The sequence below is a fragment of the Amycolatopsis sp. NPDC003676 genome (assembly GCF_053587275.1).
On record NZ_JBSFNS010000001.1, the window covers coordinates 181,371 to 197,520 of the forward strand.

A 16,150-nucleotide genomic window follows, 5' to 3' on the forward strand; every position below is an offset into this window, starting at 1 on the left:
GTCGTTCTCGTTCAGGCCGCCTCGCCGATAGCGCCCAGGACTGCCGCGCCGGCCGGAGTGAGGCGTGCGCGAACGCGCTTCCCGAGCCCCGCCGGTCCGGTTTGGACGATCAAGCCCCGGTGGGCGAGCGCGTGCGCGGTGTACTGGTCGCAGCACGCCACGCCGTCGACGAACATGTCCGGCTCGCTGCTGCAGGTGATCTCGGCCCGCCCGGCCGCCACGACGCGGAGGAGGGCCCGTGCCCGGCAGCTCAGCTCGGAATCGGTTCGAGGCGCCATCGCGCACCTCCTCGTCGTCGAAATAATATTTTATATTATCCTTCGACCGCGGCCGGCGTCAAGGCCCGGCGGCCCAGCAGCGCCAGCGGGACCAGGCTGATCAGGCAGGCCACGAGGATGTAGACCGACACGGACAGCGTCGTGTGCGTCGCGGCGATCAGCGCCGCCATCACGAACGGGGCCAGTCCCCCGCCGATGATGTTGGCCAGCTGGTACCCCATCGACGCGCCGGAGAACCGCACGGACGGCGGGAACATCTCGGCGAACATCGTGACGCCGGGGCCGAACATCGCGCCGACCGAGATCTGCCCGACCACGATCGCCAGCAGGATCGCCCAGAAGTTCCGGGTGTCGGCCAGCGGGAAGAGGGCGAAGCCCCAGATTCCCGCGAGCACCACGCCGCCGGCGTACACCGGACGCCTGCCGACGGTGTCCGACAGCCGCCCGCACAGCACCGTGCTCACCCCGGTCGCGATCATCGAGAACATCACCGCGGTGAGCATGGTGCCCTTGGCGATCTTCAGCTCCCGCACGCCGTAGTCCAGCAGGCCGGTCACGGTCGCGTAGAACATGATCGTCGCGGGCAGGAAGATGAACACGACCAGCAGCAGATTCTTCGGCCGGCGCAGCACCTGCACGACCGACGAGCGCTTCGGCGCCGCGGCGAGTTTCTCCTCCACCGCGCGGAAATCCGGAGAGTCTTCGAGGTAGCGGTGGATGTAGAACACGACCGGGATCATCACGATCCCGAGCAGGAACGGAATCCGCCAGCCCCACGCGGCGAACTGGTCCGCGGTGAGCGCACCGGACAGCACGACGAAGACCAGGGTGCCGAGCACCATCCCGGCGAAGATGCCGAGTTGCGGCAGCGAGCCGTGCAGCCCCCGGCGGTTCGGCGGAGCGTGCTCGACCGCGAGCAGGGTCGACCCGCCCCACACCCCGCCGACCGCGATTCCCTGCGCGACGCGCAGGATCACCAGCAGCACCGGAGCCAGCGCGCCGACCGAGGAGAACGTCGGCAGCAGCCCGACCAGCGTGGTCGCCACCGCCATGGACAGCGTCGACGCCACGAGCGCGGGTTTGCGCCCGAACCGGTCGCCGATGTGCCCGAAGACAGCCGCGCCCACCGGGCGGCCCGCGAACCCGACCGCGAAGGTCGCGAACGCGGCCAGCACCCCGGCCACCGCACTCGTCGACGGGAAGAACGCGTGGTTGAAGACCAGCGAGGCCGCGGTTCCGTAGATCAAGAAGTCGTAGTACTCCAGAGACTGCGCCGCGATGGCGGCCGCCAGCACTTTCCCGCGGCGTTTCGTCGCCGCCTCAGCCGGTGCGATACGTCCTTGTACGCTCATGTCGTCCTCATCCCGGAGCCGGTGTTCACCCGACAGTGTTCGACGGGCAGTGAAATATAAAATATTCAATCCTTGATCACAAGGAACCGGATCCTGGTTCGGCGGCGGGGAAAGCGGCGCGCTGACGGGTGGGTCTCGGGCCCGGGCAGAGCGCGTTGAAGAGTCCGGGCGGGCGGCCGCATGGCCGGCGGGAGTCTCGAGACGACGCGGGAATCGCGACGACGACCGGGCCGAAGATCTCCCTGCGGGCGATCCGCATGTCGTCGGCGGCACCGCGGAAGATCGCCGGACTCGCTCAGTCGCCGATGGTGCGGGGACCCGGGCAAACACTGGGCAGCCCTGCTCGGTCGCGAGTACCGAGCAGGGCTGCCGTTGCCGTGCGCACTTAGGCTACGCCCGGAAAATCGTCTTGTACTCCAGGTACGCGTCCACGCTTTGCGGCCCGAGTTCCCGGCCGATCCCGCTGTTCTTCACCCCGCCGAACGGCGTCTCGATCGGCAACGTCGAGGTGTTCACCCCGACGCTCCCGGTCACGATCCGGCGGGCCACCTCCGTCGCCCGGTCACGGTCCGGCGAGAACACTCCGCCGCCGAGGCCGTACTCCGAGTCGTTCGCGATGGCGACGGCTTCGTCCACTGTCCGGTACGGCATCACGGTGAGCACCGGGCCGAAGATCTCCTCGCGGGCGATGCGCATGTCGTTGGTGACGCCGCGGAAGATCGTCGGCGCGACGTAGTACCCGCGCCCGAACGGGCGGCCGCCGCCGATCACCATCTCGGCGCCTTCTGCCTTGCCGAGTTCGATGTAGGACTCCACTCGTTCCCGCTGCGTCGCGTTCACGAGCGGGCCGAAGAACACCGTCGGGTCGAGCGGATCTCCTTGCGGGATTCCGGTCATCGTGGCCGCGAGCAGGTCCACGACCTCGTCGTAGCGCGATTCCGGAGCCAGCACCCGGGTCAGCGCCCGGCAGGTCTGCCCGGTGTTCGGCGAGCAGGCGGACAGCACCAGCGGCCGGAATGCGTCGAGATCGACGTCGTCGAGCAGGATGCCCGCCGATTTGCCGCCCAGTTCCAGTGTGACGTGCTTCAGCTGCTTCGCGCACTCAGCGGCGATCGCCTTGCCCGCCACGGTCGAACCGGTGAATGCCACCTTGTGCACGCCAGGGTGCGCGACCAGGACAGCGCCAGTCTCGCGTCCGCCCGTCACGATGTTCACTACGCCTTCCGGAATTCCCGCCGCGGCGACGATTTCCGCGAAGACGAACGCGTCCAGCGACGTCTCCGGTGCCGGTTTGATCACTGCGGTGCAACCAGCCGCCAACGCCGGGCCCAGCTTCCACGCGATGAGCGGCTGCGGGCCGTTCCACGGGGTGATGGCCGCGACCACGCCGACCGGTTCGCGCAGCACGATCGCGTCGCCGCTCGCTGTCGTGACGTGTTCCTCGACCGAGAGTTTTTCCGCCAGCGAAGCGAAATACCGATAGCAGACCGGCACCTGGCTCTGCATCGCGCGGGTGATGCTGATCGGAGTCCCGTTCTGCCGCGTGACCAGTTCCGAGATCTCGTCGGACCGCTTCTCGAACTCGTCCGCCAGCACACGCAGGTAACCAGCACGGGTGACGGGCGACAGCGCCGACCAGGGGCCGAGAGCTGCGCTGGCGGCGGACACAGCGGCATCGACGGTCGTCGCATCGCTGTCCACAATGGACCCGATCACTTCCTCGGTGGCCGGGTTGACGACGTCGATCATGCCGCACCTCCGACCTGGTTCAGCAGCACCGAAACGTCCTCGACATTCTGCAGATCGAAAACCGCCTGGACGATCGCGTCCGGGTCCGCCACGACGCCCTCTACGTTGTGCCGGAACTTCGCGACGAGTTCGTCGTCAGTCAGATACGTGGCCGGGTCGGGCGACGGGCTGCCCTTCGGGTAGGCGCGCTCGCCGCGATAGGTGGTGCCGCGCGCCTGGACCTCGACCAGCGAACGGCGAGCGGCCGGGTTGTTCTTGAGCGCCTCCGTGTAGTCCGGGTGCGCCTTGAACTCGGCTTTCTTCGTCAGATCGAGCACCGACGGGTCCAGCACCGCTTCCGGGGTCTGCCAGTCCTTGCCGGGCGGAATCCGGTGCGCGGCGAGGGCGAGGCCGTGCGTCATGCTGAACTGGGCGTCGCGCGGGTTGCGGATGGTTTCGTTCACCCACACCGGCTGCATGACGAAGCTCTCGCCGTACGCGGTGATCGCGTCGATCTCGTCCGGCCGGATGTCGTGCGTTTCGACGATCTCGGTGAGCGCGTCGAACAGTGCGTGCATCACCCGGCAATGCGGGTAGGGCTTGAAGGACTGGAACGGCGTGAACGTCCATTCCGTGCCCAGTCCGGCCGTGATCGGCGCCGGTTCCCAGCGGGAGGTGCCGATGAAGCGCGGGAAGCCGTACTCGCGGTCGTCGAGCATCTGCCGGTCGCCGGTGTGGCCGCGTTCGGCGAGGTTCGCGGCGGTGACCGCGTACAGCGCCATTCCGCCGGCGAGTTGGTACTTGATCGTCGTCGACGGAGCGTGCATCATCCACGCGCGCTGAGTGTTGGTCGGCGCGGTGGAGCCCATGATGCCGAGCGCGTCGCCCAGAGTTTCGCCGTCGAGGCCCTTCACGACGCCGACCGCGGCCGCGGCGCCGAAAAGCGTGCTGCTGTAGCCGATGACGTCCGGGATGGTGACGACGCCGTCCTTGATGTCGCGCAGATAGTCGGTCGCCTTCCCGATCCGGTACGACATCTCGTGGGCCACCGCGATCGCCTCGAGCAGCTTCGTGCCGGACGTCCGCAACGACTCCGCGGTGGCCAGCGCGCCGGGCAGCACGTATGGCGTGACGTGTCCGGGCGGCAGAACCGCGTCCTGGTCGAGTGCGTTGATCAGTTCGGCGTTGGCAAACGCGGCGGCGGGAACCGAAGTTTTCGTGCCGGTGCCGAGGATCAACGCTGTCCCCTCGGTGCCACCGAGGTATCGCGCGTAGTCGACGCCCCGCTGCGCGCCTTCGTCGCCGAGGGACGCCACCGCGCAGCCCAGCGAGTCGAGCAGGATCCGTTGGGATTCGCGGATCACCTCGTCGGGGAACTCCCGGGCGTCCGCGCCCGCGGCGAATCCCGCGAGCTCCTCGATGATCGTCGCCATGCCTGCTCCTCGTTGATGCCAGATTGGCCGCATTAAATATATAATATCTTGACGGAAGACCCGTCAAGCCGCCGGAAGACCGCCGGAATCAGCGGATGCGCAAGGCTTTCAGCCGGTTGTACAGCGTCGAGCGGCTGATCCCCAGCGCACGGGCCGCTTCGAGTTTGTTGCCGCCCGCGGCCGCGATCGCCGCGACGATCACCTCGCGCTCGGCCTGGTCGAACGGCGACGCGAGCACCGATGCGCCCCGGTGCGAAGGCGGAAGGTCGGCCGGGACGACGTCGCCCGCCGAACGCAGCTCCGCCGCGGCGCGGACGACCCGGCGCAGTTCAGCCAGATTCCCCGGCCACGGCTGAGCCGCCAGCACCCGCAAGGACTCCGGCGTGAACCGGGCGGTGCACTCCTCGGTCAGCATTCGCTGCGCCAGCCGCGGGATCTCGTGGCGGCGAAGGCGCAGCGGGGCCAAGTCCCGACGCTCGCCGCACCGCGCCGCGATCGACGAATGGTGTTCCCCAGGGGTCGAGGTCAGCACCAGGTTCCGTCTCGAGGTCCGGATCCGCGCCGCGACCAACGCCGCCAGCGGCCCCGACAACAGTTGGACGTTTTCGACGATGGCAGCCGGTCCGGCACCGTCCAGCAGGCGGCTGGCCCGCTCGGCCCATTCCGCCTCGCCGATCCGAACCGTTTCGACCCCGTCCAGCACCGCCGCATCGTCCCCGGCGGCCTCCCGCGCGACGGTCGTCTTGCCCGTGCCCGGCTCCCCCGCCACCAGCAACGGCCATCGCACCGGCACCGCGGCGCGCGGGCCCGGCTGTGTCTCGGCAACGAGGTCGACCATAGTCCCCTCGGTGCCATCCACCGGCACCCAGGAAAGCCGCACTGCCTGGCCGGAGGCCAACGTGACCAGAGCGTTCCCGTCGCCGGTCTCGACACAGGCTTGGACCGCGGCGTGGTCGGCCGGCGCCAAGAGGTCGAGCGCGGACTGCGTGGCCAGCACCAGGCCGTGCCCGACGACCAGCACCTGCCGATCGCGTCGCCGGGCAGCGGATTGGAACGCGGCGAGCAGCCGCTGCTGCGCCTCCGCTGTGCCCGTCCGCAGTCTGCTCTCGATCTCCGCCACCAGATGGCGCACCAACGCCGGAGCTAGCCGCTCGTCGTGGCTCGCCGGGACCGCGAAGTCGAGCACCCCGGCGATCCGCCGGGTTCCGGGGTGGACGATCGGGTGGCCGAAGCAGGTGAACCCGTGGAACGCGGGCAGCGCGTGCTCGGTACCGCGCAGCAGCAGGCTCCGGCGGGTTTCCAGCGGCGTGCCGATCGCGTTCACGCCGACGTCGTCCTCCCCCAGCCGCACGCCCGGCAAGACGCCGAGGGAGCCGACTTCCCGGCCGAAAGCGCGCTCGCCGTAGCGGATGTCCACCACCTGGGCCCGTTGGTCGGCCAGCAGCACCGCGACCGAACCGCCCCGCAGCTCCGTCTGCACCCGGTCGAGCACCGGACCCGCGGCACGGGTCAGCAGCGCACTCATGGAACATAATATTTCATGTGGCCATCCGGTGGTCAATGAAGCGGCACCGTTCAGTACAAGGTGTAGCCGCCGTCGACCGGGACCGTCACGCCGGTGACGAACGACGCCGCGTCCGACAGCAGCCACATCGCCGCCTGGGCCTGTTCGACCGGCTCGCTGCCGCGCCGCAGCGCGTGCGTGGCAGCGACGGTCTTCTCGTACTCCGGATTGAGCTTCAGGTACTCCAGGTACATCGGCGTGCGCGCGGTGGAGGGGCCGATGGCGTTGACGCGGATGCCGTGCTCGCCGTATTCGGCCGCCGCCGCTTTCGTCAGGCCCATCAGCGCGTGCTTGGACGCGGTGTATTCCGCGGCCAGCGGAATGTAGATGAACGACCCGACCGACGCGGTGTTGACGATCGACCCGCCGCCCGTGCGCAGCATCGCCGGCACCTCGTGCTTCATGCAGAGGAACGGCCCGGTCACGTTGATCGCGAAGACCCGGTCGAACTCCTCGCGGGTGAGATCGGCCAGCTTCTTGCCGTTGTTCGGCACACCCGCGTTGTTGAACGCGCCGTCCAACCTGCCGTACGCGGATTCCGCCGCTTCCACCATCGCCGTCACCTGCGCCTCGTCGGTGACATCGGTGGTGACGAACTGGACCTCGTAGCCCTTGCCCGACAGTTCCTCCGCCAGCGCTTGACCGGCTTCGGTGCTGATGTCCGCGATCGTCACCAGCGCGTCGTTCTCGGCGAAGAGCCGCGCGGCCGTCTCGCCGATTCCGCTGGCTCCGCCGGTGACAATGATGGAGCGTCCTGCGATTGCACTCATCGAAAGTCCGTTCCCCGCCTAGACGGCGATGTCCATCTCGGGGCCGATGTACTCCTCGGCCGAGACCGCCTTGCCGTCCTTCACCGTCACCACCTGGATCAGGTGAACCCGCGCGGCCGCCAGCGTGGCCGAGGTCTGCACGAAGAAACCCTTCTCGGTCAACGTGTAGCGGGAGTTTTCGAACGTCGGAAGGCCGCCGCGTTCGTGGACGGCGTCGACTGCTTCCTTGACGGTCATCCACTTGTCGTCGGCGCTGTGCCAGACCTTGCAGTCGTCCGCGCACAGCGAGTAGAACACTTCGACGTCCGAGAGCGCGCGGATCCAGCCCTTGGCCAGTTCTTCATGAGTCGTCGTTGACATGCGAAGAACGCTAAGCGCGCGCTGACCGCTCGACTGTCCGGATACTTGGACACTTCAGCCGTCAAAGGCCACTGTGGAGGCGTCCACCGCCGCGCCGCCGCCGTCGGCGACCAGCACGTGGCCGGTGACCATCGAGGCATCTCCCGAAGCCAGGAACGCGCAGCAGGCCGCGATTTCCTCCGGCTCCGCGACCCGGCGCAGCGGGACGTGTGCTGCGCTCAGCGAGTAAGCCTCTTCCAGGCTGATGCCTTCGCGCTCGGCGAGGTGGGCCATGCTGCCTGCCGCGAGCGCGGTCCGGACGAACCCCGGGCAGACGGCGTTGACGCGCACGCCTTTCGGCCCGTAATCGCGGGCCAGCCAGCGGGTGAGGCCGATGATCGCCGCTTTCGCCGCGCTGTAGCCCGCCGCTCCGGGCGGACCGGCGATCAATCCCGCGGTCGAGGCGAAAAGGACCAGGGAGCCTTCGCTGGCCGCCAAGTGCGGGAGCACTTCTCCGGCCAGGTAGAAGGATCCGTGCAGATTGACGTCGAGCGCGCGGTGGTACGAGTCGACGTGCTTGGGGCGCGCTCCCCCGCCGATCGCCGCGCCTTGCGTCGCGATCACCGTGTCCAGGCCGCCCAATTCCTCGACCGCTCGCGCGACCAAGGCCCGGATGGCTTCGCGGTCGGTGCCGTCTGCCGGGACAGCGATCGCGCCGGTGTCGTTCGCGACCTTTGCCAGCCGTTTCTCGTCGATATCGGTGACGACCAGCTTGGCCCCGCCCTCAGCGAGCCGCCGAGCGGTGGCGGAGCCGACGCCGCCCGCAGCTCCAGTGATCAGCGCGAGTTCCGGCTTGGCGCGCCGTGGTGGACAGCTCATGAGCAACTCCCGGTCAGTTCGCGGCTGGGAAGAACGGGCTGACCGGTTTCAGGAACATCGCCGCGAACGGCGGGATCATGAAGTCCGGCAGCACCATCTCGCCGGAGATCAACTGCCGCTTCACCTCAGTGCGGAAGCCTTCGAGGTCTCCGGCGATCTCGTAGATCGCGAGATGACCGAGATCCGGGGTTTCGACGCCGGGCAGCGGCTTCAGGTCCGACACCTCGAACCGCTGGGCGCGAAGCATTCCCGGCGCGGACATGATCTGCGGGATGTGCTCCTCGTCGTACCACTTCGCAAAAGTCGCGTCGTCGCCAGTGTGGCGGCTCCACGCGAAGAACAGATGCCGGTCGTCCAGGTTCTCCGCCACCGCGAACTGTTCGGTGTGGAACGGTTCGCTCACCGCGTCGAGGAACAACGCCTGGAACGGCTGGTTCATGAAGTCCGGCAGCACCATTTCGCCCGAGATCAGCTTGCGCTTGACCTCCTCGCGGAACGGCTGCGCCGAGCCCTCCATCTCGTAGATCGCGAGGTGCCCGAAATCGAGAGCGCGCACGCCCGGCAGCGGTTTGGTGTCCGCGAGCAGGAACCGTTGCGCTCCCACCATTCCCGGCACGTCCATCACCTGCGGGATGTGCTCGTCGTCGTACCACTTCGCGTAGGTGTCGTAATCCGTGCTGTACGTGCTCCACGCGAAGAACAGGCTCCGGTTGTCGAAATTCGGCACCGCCACGTGTTTCACTCCTTCTGGTTCACGCGGAATTCAGACCCGGCGCTGCAGGCCGGTCCACAATTTCTCGCGCAGGATCTGTTTCTGGATCTTCCCGGTGCCGGTCTTCGGCAGGTCCTCGACGAAGACCACCTTCTTCGGCACCTTGTAGCCGCCGAGCCGCGCCCGGCAATGCGCGAGCACCCCGTCGGCGGACACCGCGTTCCCGGGTTCCGCCGAGACGAAGGCGGTGATCGCCTCGCCCCACCGCTCGTCCGGCGCGCCGACGACGGCAACTTCCCGGATCCCGGGCAGTTCGGAGACGACGTTCTCGATCTCGCGCGGGTACACGTTGAACCCGCCGGTGATGATCATGTCCTTGCGCCGGTCGAGGATGAACAGATACCCGTGCTCGTCGAGGCAGCCGACGTCGCCGGTGTGCACCCAGCCGTCCACAAAGGTCTCCGCCGTCGCTTCCGGCTTCCGCCAGTACCCGGCGCTCACGTGCGCGCCGCGAGTCCGGATCTCGCCGGTCGTCCCGGGCGGGACGGGGCGACGGTCCGCGTCCACGATCTCGACCTCGACGTGCGCGGTCACCCGGCCCGCAGAGGCCAGCCGTGGCAAACCGCGCTCGTTCAGGGTTTCGACGTGGTCCTCCGGACGAAGCGTCGAGATCGGCAATTGTGCTTCGCTCGCGCCGTACAGTTGCTGCATCGCCTCGCCGAAGTACGCGCGGGCCTTGGCCGCCCGGTCCGGCTGGATCGCCGAGCCCGCGTAAGGCAGGATCCGGACGTTGCCGACGCGACCGGCCGGGGCGCCGCGCCGGGCGAGTTCCTCCAGCAGCATCGTGATCATGGTCGGGACCAGCGGCAGCGCGGTCACTTCGCCGCCTGCCGCAAGGTCCGCGACCTCCGCCACGTCGAACTTCGGCGCGTAGATGTTCAGCCCGCCGCTCGCGGTGAGCACGTCCGCGATCCCGCCGCTGAAGTGGCTGATCGGCGCGGTGTGCAGGGCGGCGTCGCCCGGGCCGAGCGGAGGCAGCACCTCACGGGCGTTGCGGACGAGCGCGCCGACCGTCCGGTGCGGCACCCGCACGCCCTTGGGCTGCCCGGTCGAGCCGGACGTGTAGAGCAGCCAGGCATCGTCGTCGGCATCGGGCAGCGGCAACTCGTCGTCCGAGCCGGAGGCGACGAACTCCTCGAACGGGATCCCCTCGGCTCCTTCGCCGATGACGATGATTTCCTTGACCTGCGGCGGAATCCACGCGGTGCCGTGCTCGGCGAGCCACTCGCCGTCGACAAGCACGAACGCCGGTTCCGCGTCCGCGGCGATCTGGGCCAGCTCGGCGGGGTGCAGCCGGGGCAGCAGCCCCACGCGGACTCCGCCGCCGAGCACCAGCCCGTGGTACGCCTCGGCCCATTCGCAGCTGTTCGGCCCGAGCAGCACCGCGCGGGTGCCGCGTTCCGCGCCGAGCGCCCGGAACGCCTGGGCGATCCGCCGGGCGCGGGTGCCGAGTTCGCCGTAGGTCAGCTCGCGCCGGGAGTCCCGGATCGCGGGCCGGTCGGCGAACTCGGCGTACGCCTGGGTGTACAGCCGGGCCAGTGGGGTCGGGGACATGTGTGTCACCCCAGCCGCGAGGGCGCCCAGTCGCGCGTCGGCGAGCGCCACGCGGGCCAGTGGTCCTCGGGCTCCGGCCGGGTCACCGACAGATGCGTGAAGCAATCCTGGCACTTCACGACCATGCGCGGGCCGAGATAGTTGGCCACCGCGTATCGCTTGACGTCCGTGCTCCCGCACGACGGGCAGGTGGCGTCCACCGGCGTCCGCTCGACGGACACGCGCGGGGTTTCCGGACGGGGGAAGAGAAGTCGGTCGACAGACATGAGTGCTCCTATCCCAGGATCCAGTTGACGGGCGTGGCGACCGGCACCGACCAGGTGCCCGCGTCGCGCCGGGCGGCGAGTTCGGCGCGGCGCTCGGCGGTCGCGGTCTCGTCGATCCGGCCGTCGCGCAGCACGGCACCGAACGCCTCGGCGGCGAATTCCTCGCTGTACAGCCCGTCGGCGAGGTCACGGCCGAGCCGGTCGAGGCCCCGGGCGAGCGGATCGCCCCAGCCGCCGCCTCCGCCGATCAGGAAGCGGATCGCGTCGCCCGCTTTCAGCACCAGCCCGGAGAACTTGCCGGTCTGGTACCGCGCGCCCCGGCAGAACCCGCCGTTGTTCGGGTCCGGGCGGCCGTCGTCGTCGAACATGCCGAACAGCGGTTCGGTGCCGCGAAGGTCGAGCGGATCCGCGTGCTGTGCCAGGTCGAAGTTCTCGATGTACCAGCCGAACGCGGGCGCGCCCGGACCGGCTCCGGCGGCGCCCGGCGCACCGACGCGCACCCGGTCGCAGGTGATCGTGACCATCGTGTCCGACTGCGCGGTGAGCGTGTACACCGAGCCGAGCCCGCCGCGGTACTCGCCCGCTCCGGCGGTGTCGAGCACCATCTCGTGCTGCGCCACGATCAACGGGCTTTCGATCTCGACGTGCTCCTGCACCGAGGTCCGGCAGTTGCCGATCGGCGTGACGCAGAAGGAAATCCCGTCTTCCTTCCACGTTCCGCCCCACCCGCCGCCGGCGAGCGCGAACGCGCCCCACGGCATGCCCTCGTGCCCGGCGCGAGTGTCGATCCCGCCGAGGCTGACCACCAGCGCGGTGCCGGTGTCGCACGCGATCGCCCTGTCGCCGACAGCCTGGCTCAATGCGCTGGCGACGGCGTTGATGCCGCGGGCTCCGATGTCGGCATGGTTCGAGCAGCTCGACGGCGGCAGCACGCACACCACGCTGCCCTGCGGCAGGAGTGTCTCGATAGGACGGAGGGTGCCGCTGTTGACCGGTGTGCTCGGGTCGGCCATCAGCTTGACCGCTTCGATGCACCGCACCGCCTCGCACCACGCCGTGCCGCAGTTGCCGAGCGGCTGCCGGCCGGAACCGGAGAAGTCGATCTCCATGCTGTCACCGCGCACTTTTACCGTCACGCGCACCGGAATCGGCTCGTCGGTGACGCCGTCCTCGTCGAGGAAATCCTCCACGGAGTAGTCGCCGTCCGGGATGTCCGCGATGCCCCGGCGCATGCTCGCTTCGGTGGCCTCGATCGCGTACCGGCCGGCCGCCTTCACCTTCTCCAGACCGCCGCGTGCGACGAGCGCCTGAAGCTGCCGCTCCCCCACCACCAGGCAGCCGTGCAGGGCGCGCAAGTCGCCGAGGACGAGGTGCGGCACCCGGTTGTTCTCCAGGATGAAGTTGAACAACGGCCGCACCGGGACGTCGTTGGCATACAGCAGCGACGGCGGCAGCTTGATCTGTTCCTCGAACGACGTCTGCGTGCCGTTGGAGAATCCGCCGGGGATCGGGCCGCCGAGGTCGACCAGATGCGAGGTCGAATGCAGCATGAACTCGACCCGGCCGTCCACGAACACCGGCCGGAGCAGGTTGACGTCGGACTGGTGGATGGTGCCGCGCCACGGGTCGTTGACGAAGATGACGTCGCCGGGCTGCAGCGAGTCCAGGTCGAACTCGTCCATCACGAAGTTCACGATGTGCGGCGAGGTGAAGGCGTGCTGCATGCAGCCTTCCCACTGCGCCACCGTCTCCCATCCGTCGCCGCTGCGGACGTGGATGGCGGTGGTGCAGTCGAGAATGTCGCGGCATACCGGGGAGAACGCGCTGCGCATCAGCGCCTCGTTCATCTCGCGGGCGACCTCGATCAGGCCGTAGCGCAGGATGTCGAGCTCGAACTCGGCCGTGCCGGCGGCGGGTTCCGCGGAAATCGTCATGGCGGCGCTCCTAGTCCTGGTTTTCGATGATCAGGAGACGGTCGGCGTCCACCCGGGCCTGGCGGCCAGGGAGCACGACCGTGGTGGCGAACTTCTCGGAGACGATCGCTGGCCCATCGATGACCGCGCCCGCGGCGAGCCGTTCGCGGACATGCACCGGGACGCTCGTGGTCTCCCCGGACCCGGGCACGCGCAAGTCGCGTTCGCCGAGCAGGGATTCGCCTTGCTCGGCCGCGGTGGACGGCACCTTGTTCGGCCTCGGGATCACCGCGGTCACTTCCAGCGTCGAGACCACGACGGGTATTTCCGCCGCGGAGAAACCGTAGGAATCCTGGTAGAACGCGTGGAAGTCGGCGACCACTCCGGGCACGCGGTCTTCCGTCATCGGGCCGGGAGCGAGCGGGAGCCGGTTGTCCCAGGTCTGCCCGCGATACATGGCGAAGACCGCGCGGTCGAACGCCAGCCCGGCCAGTTCCACGCCCTGCGCGTCCAATTCCTCGGTCAAGCTCTGTTCCATGGCGGCGAATTCCGCTTCGACCGTCTTGGCGTTATCGGCGGTGAGCGGGACCATCAGCGACTGCGCCCGCGTGGTCCGCAGGTCGCTTTGCAACAGCCCGAGTGCGGAGAACTGACCCGGCGTCGACGGTACGACAACCGTGTGCAGCCCGAGGATTCGCGCGACCCGGTCAGCGAGCATCGGACCAGCCGAACCGAACGGCAGCAACGCGAACTCGCGGACGTCCAGTCCCCGGTAGACCGAGATGGTGCGGATCTTCGCCGCGATGTCCTCGCACGCGATCTGGTAGGCGGCCTCGGCCAGCTCCAGCGCGGAAAGCCCCCACTGCTCGCCGGTCCGGGCCAGCGCGGCGCGCGCGGCCTCGACGTCCAGCGAGATCCGGCCGTTCGCGAACAGATCGGGTTGGAGCACCCCGAGCAGCAGGCAGGCGTCGGTGAGCGTCGCCTCGGTGCCGCCGCGCCCGTAACACGCTGGGCCGGGGTTGGAGCCCGCCGATTTCGGGCCGACCGCGACCTGCCCGAGCGCGTTCGGGCCGATGATGCTGCCCGCGCCCGAGCCGACGCTCTCCACATCGACCAGCGGCAGCGTCAGCGTCAGGCCGGTCTCCAGGGTCCACAGGTCGGTGAGCGGGGTCTGCCCGTCCACGATCGCGGCAACGTCGGTGCTGGTGCCGCCGACGTCCATGGTCAGCAGATTGTGCTTGCCCGATTCGCGCGCCAGCTGGAGGCTGCCGGTCACGCCGCCGACCGGGCCGGACACGAGCTGGAAGACCGGAGCCTTTCCCGCGTCCTGCACGGTCGCGACGCCGCCGTTGGTCGTCATGATCCAGAGCGTGCCGCCGAACCGCCGCTCCTCCAGCGCGACGGTGAGCCGCTGCAGGTACCCGACCACGGCCGGGCCGACATACGCGTCCAGCGCGACGGTCGTGGTCCGTTCGTGCTCCTTCGTGACCGGATACAGGTCCGAGGTCTGCACGTAGGCGTGCGGAATCTCCTCGGCGAGGATCTCCGCCGCGCGCCGCTCGTGGCCGCGTTCCCGGTAGGAATTCATGAAGCACACAGCGACCGCCTGCACACCCTGCGCGGCGAAATCGCGACCGGCGGCGCGGACGGCGTCCTCGTCCAGCGCCAGCAGCTCCGTGCCGTCGTAGCCGATCCGCTCCGGGATGCCGATCCGGTCGCGCCGGTGCACGATCGGCCGCTCCTGGTGCGGGCGCAGCCAGGTCGGGTCGTAGAACCGGTCGCCGAACTCGCGGTGCATCCGGCCGATGTCGAGCAGGTCCCGGTGCCCGCGCGTGGCCAGCAGCGCGGTCTTCGCGCCCGCCCGGCTCAGCAGCGCATTGATGCCGACGGTGTGCCCGTGCACGATCTCCGCGACCTCGGCCGGCTCGACGCCGATCGCGGCGAGCGCCTCGAGGACGCCGTGTTCCTGTTCCTTCGTGGACAGCACCTTGCCGTCCCGGATTTCCCCGGTGGCGCGGTCAAGCCCGATGATGTCGGTGAAGGTCCCGCCGACGTCGATGCCGACCAGCCAGCCTGCCGAGCCTCGTTGCTCAGTCACCTCATGCCTCCACGGGTCGTGGTGTGTGAGGTGATTCTGTGCTCGGTGCGACCGCCGTCACATCGGACAAGGGTGCGAGAGGGAGTGGGACCTTAGGACAGTCCCCCGCCGCGCAGCCAGAGCGCGATCGCCTCCGTGCGGCTGGCGACGCCGAGCTTGCGCAGGATCTGCGTGACGTGGGATTTCGCGGTGCGTTCGGTGATCGCCAGCTCGCGCGCGATGTGCCGGTTGGACCGGCCTGCCGCGAGCAGCTCCATCACCTCGTTTTCCCGTGCGGTCAACGGGATCCGCGGACTCGGCGCGGAGGGGGCGACCGGTGCGGGGAGAGCCGCCGGACGCGTCATCAACCCGTCGGCGGTGTCGCGCAGGAAGGCCAGGCCCTCCAGCATCGTGAGGCGGCCGAGGGAATGGCTCAGCGCCTCGGCCATCAGCGTGAGCAGCGCACGGTCGGTTTCGTCGACGTCGCGGCCTTGGTGGTAGCGATCGCCGTGCAGCAGCCCGACGACCTGGCCCTGCACCGTCAACGGCGCGATTCCGTACGAAGTGGACTTCGTGACGCGGATCAGGTCGCGGTCCACGCGCCGGCTGTGCTGGGTGTCGAAGATGAGCCGGGCTTCGGCCCGGTCGACCACGTCGGCCTCGATCAGCCCGCCGCGCAAGGCGGGCGGCGACGCTTTCCCGACGGCGACGATCTCGTCCGCCCACCGCGGCTCGCGCACAACGCACATCGTGTGCAGCCGCCACACCGAATCCACCACCCGGGAGACCAGGACCCGGTCGAAGCCGAGCCGGCAGCCCGCCTCCGGGACCCGGCCGAGAAATTCGTCCACGGACTGTGCGTCCCGGACCGACGCGAGCGACGCGGCCACCTGGCGCAGCAGCACATGCCGGTCGGCGAGCCGCGCTTCCGCCAGTTCGGCCTCGACCGCGCGGATCCGGGCCAGCAACTCAGCCAGCTCACGCCGCCGTGTTCCGGACACTCCCGCTTCCTCGGCAGTGTGCAGCGTTTCGGCCAGCACGGCGTTCCACAGCCGCCCGAGCACGCTGACCGCCTCGTCGGCCCAAGGACCGTCGAGCCGCGGCACCGGCACGTCGAGCCCCAGCGCGGCCCCGACGTCCACGCACAAGTCCCGGTACCGCGCGGCCTCCGAGACCGTGTTCTCCACGTCCATCGGCCACCTCTGGTACTTCCGAGGCACGGCAT

At 69.3% G+C, this 16,150-nt stretch carries 15 protein-coding genes; all 15 read right to left on the minus strand.

Going from position 1 to position 16,150, the window contains the following annotated elements; genetic code table 11:
- Positions 1-11: 11 nt before the first annotated feature.
- The gene (locus tag ACWDNU_RS00830; RefSeq protein ID WP_370937482.1) at positions 12-278 is read right to left on the minus strand and encodes a hypothetical protein; all 267 of its coding nucleotides are present in this window, start codon (positions 276-278) and stop codon (positions 12-14) included.
- A 35-nt stretch (positions 279-313) separates the two neighbouring features.
- Positions 314-1,630: an MFS transporter gene (locus ACWDNU_RS00835; protein ID WP_449667158.1), complete on the minus strand. Its 1,317-nt coding sequence runs from the start codon at positions 1,628-1,630 to the stop codon at positions 314-316.
- A 76-nt stretch (positions 1,631-1,706) separates the two neighbouring features.
- Entirely contained in the window at positions 1,707-1,913 is a 207-nt protein-coding gene (locus tag ACWDNU_RS00840; protein WP_449667210.1) for a hypothetical protein, read from the minus strand.
- 107 nt (positions 1,914-2,020) lie between these two features.
- On the minus strand, positions 2,021-3,379 hold the full coding sequence (locus ACWDNU_RS00845) for an aldehyde dehydrogenase (protein WP_449667159.1): 1,359 nt from the start codon (positions 3,377-3,379) through the stop codon (positions 2,021-2,023).
- Complete coding sequence (locus ACWDNU_RS00850) at positions 3,376-4,791, minus strand: MmgE/PrpD family protein (RefSeq protein ID WP_449667160.1); 1,416 nt, start codon at positions 4,789-4,791, stop codon at positions 3,376-3,378. The genes ACWDNU_RS00845 and ACWDNU_RS00850 overlap by 4 nt, the downstream gene beginning before the upstream one ends.
- 88 nt (positions 4,792-4,879) lie before the next feature.
- Positions 4,880-6,316, minus strand: coding sequence for a helix-turn-helix domain-containing protein (locus ACWDNU_RS00855; RefSeq protein WP_449667161.1), 1,437 nt, complete (start codon positions 6,314-6,316; stop codon positions 4,880-4,882).
- Positions 6,317-6,366: 50 nt separating this feature from the next.
- The gene (locus ACWDNU_RS00860) at positions 6,367-7,125 is read right to left on the minus strand and encodes an SDR family NAD(P)-dependent oxidoreductase (RefSeq protein WP_449667162.1); all 759 of its coding nucleotides are present in this window, start codon (positions 7,123-7,125) and stop codon (positions 6,367-6,369) included.
- 18 nt (positions 7,126-7,143) lie between these two features.
- On the minus strand, positions 7,144-7,485 hold the full coding sequence (locus ACWDNU_RS00865; RefSeq protein ID WP_449667163.1) for a hypothetical protein: 342 nt from the start codon (positions 7,483-7,485) through the stop codon (positions 7,144-7,146).
- A 54-nt stretch (positions 7,486-7,539) separates the two neighbouring features.
- Positions 7,540-8,343 (minus strand): SDR family NAD(P)-dependent oxidoreductase, encoded by an 804-nt coding sequence (locus ACWDNU_RS00870; RefSeq protein ID WP_449667164.1) that lies wholly within the window; start codon positions 8,341-8,343, stop codon positions 7,540-7,542.
- Positions 8,344-8,356: 13 nt separating this feature from the next.
- The gene (locus ACWDNU_RS00875; protein WP_449667165.1) at positions 8,357-9,076 is read right to left on the minus strand and encodes a hypothetical protein; all 720 of its coding nucleotides are present in this window, start codon (positions 9,074-9,076) and stop codon (positions 8,357-8,359) included.
- A gap of 30 nt (positions 9,077-9,106) precedes the next feature.
- Entirely contained in the window at positions 9,107-10,669 is a 1,563-nt protein-coding gene (locus ACWDNU_RS00880; protein ID WP_449667166.1) for a class I adenylate-forming enzyme family protein, read from the minus strand.
- 5 nt (positions 10,670-10,674) lie between these two features.
- Positions 10,675-10,935 (minus strand): hypothetical protein, encoded by a 261-nt coding sequence (locus ACWDNU_RS00885; protein ID WP_449667167.1) that lies wholly within the window; start codon positions 10,933-10,935, stop codon positions 10,675-10,677.
- An 8-nt stretch (positions 10,936-10,943) separates the two neighbouring features.
- Complete coding sequence (locus ACWDNU_RS00890; protein WP_449667168.1) at positions 10,944-12,869, minus strand: hydantoinase B/oxoprolinase family protein; 1,926 nt, start codon at positions 12,867-12,869, stop codon at positions 10,944-10,946.
- A gap of 10 nt (positions 12,870-12,879) precedes the next feature.
- Complete coding sequence (locus tag ACWDNU_RS00895) at positions 12,880-14,946, minus strand: hydantoinase/oxoprolinase family protein (RefSeq protein ID WP_449667169.1); 2,067 nt, start codon at positions 14,944-14,946, stop codon at positions 12,880-12,882.
- Positions 14,947-15,038: 92 nt separating this feature from the next.
- Positions 15,039-16,118 (minus strand): LuxR C-terminal-related transcriptional regulator, encoded by a 1,080-nt coding sequence (locus tag ACWDNU_RS00900; RefSeq protein WP_449667170.1) that lies wholly within the window; start codon positions 16,116-16,118, stop codon positions 15,039-15,041.
- Positions 16,119-16,150 lie beyond the last annotated feature (32 nt).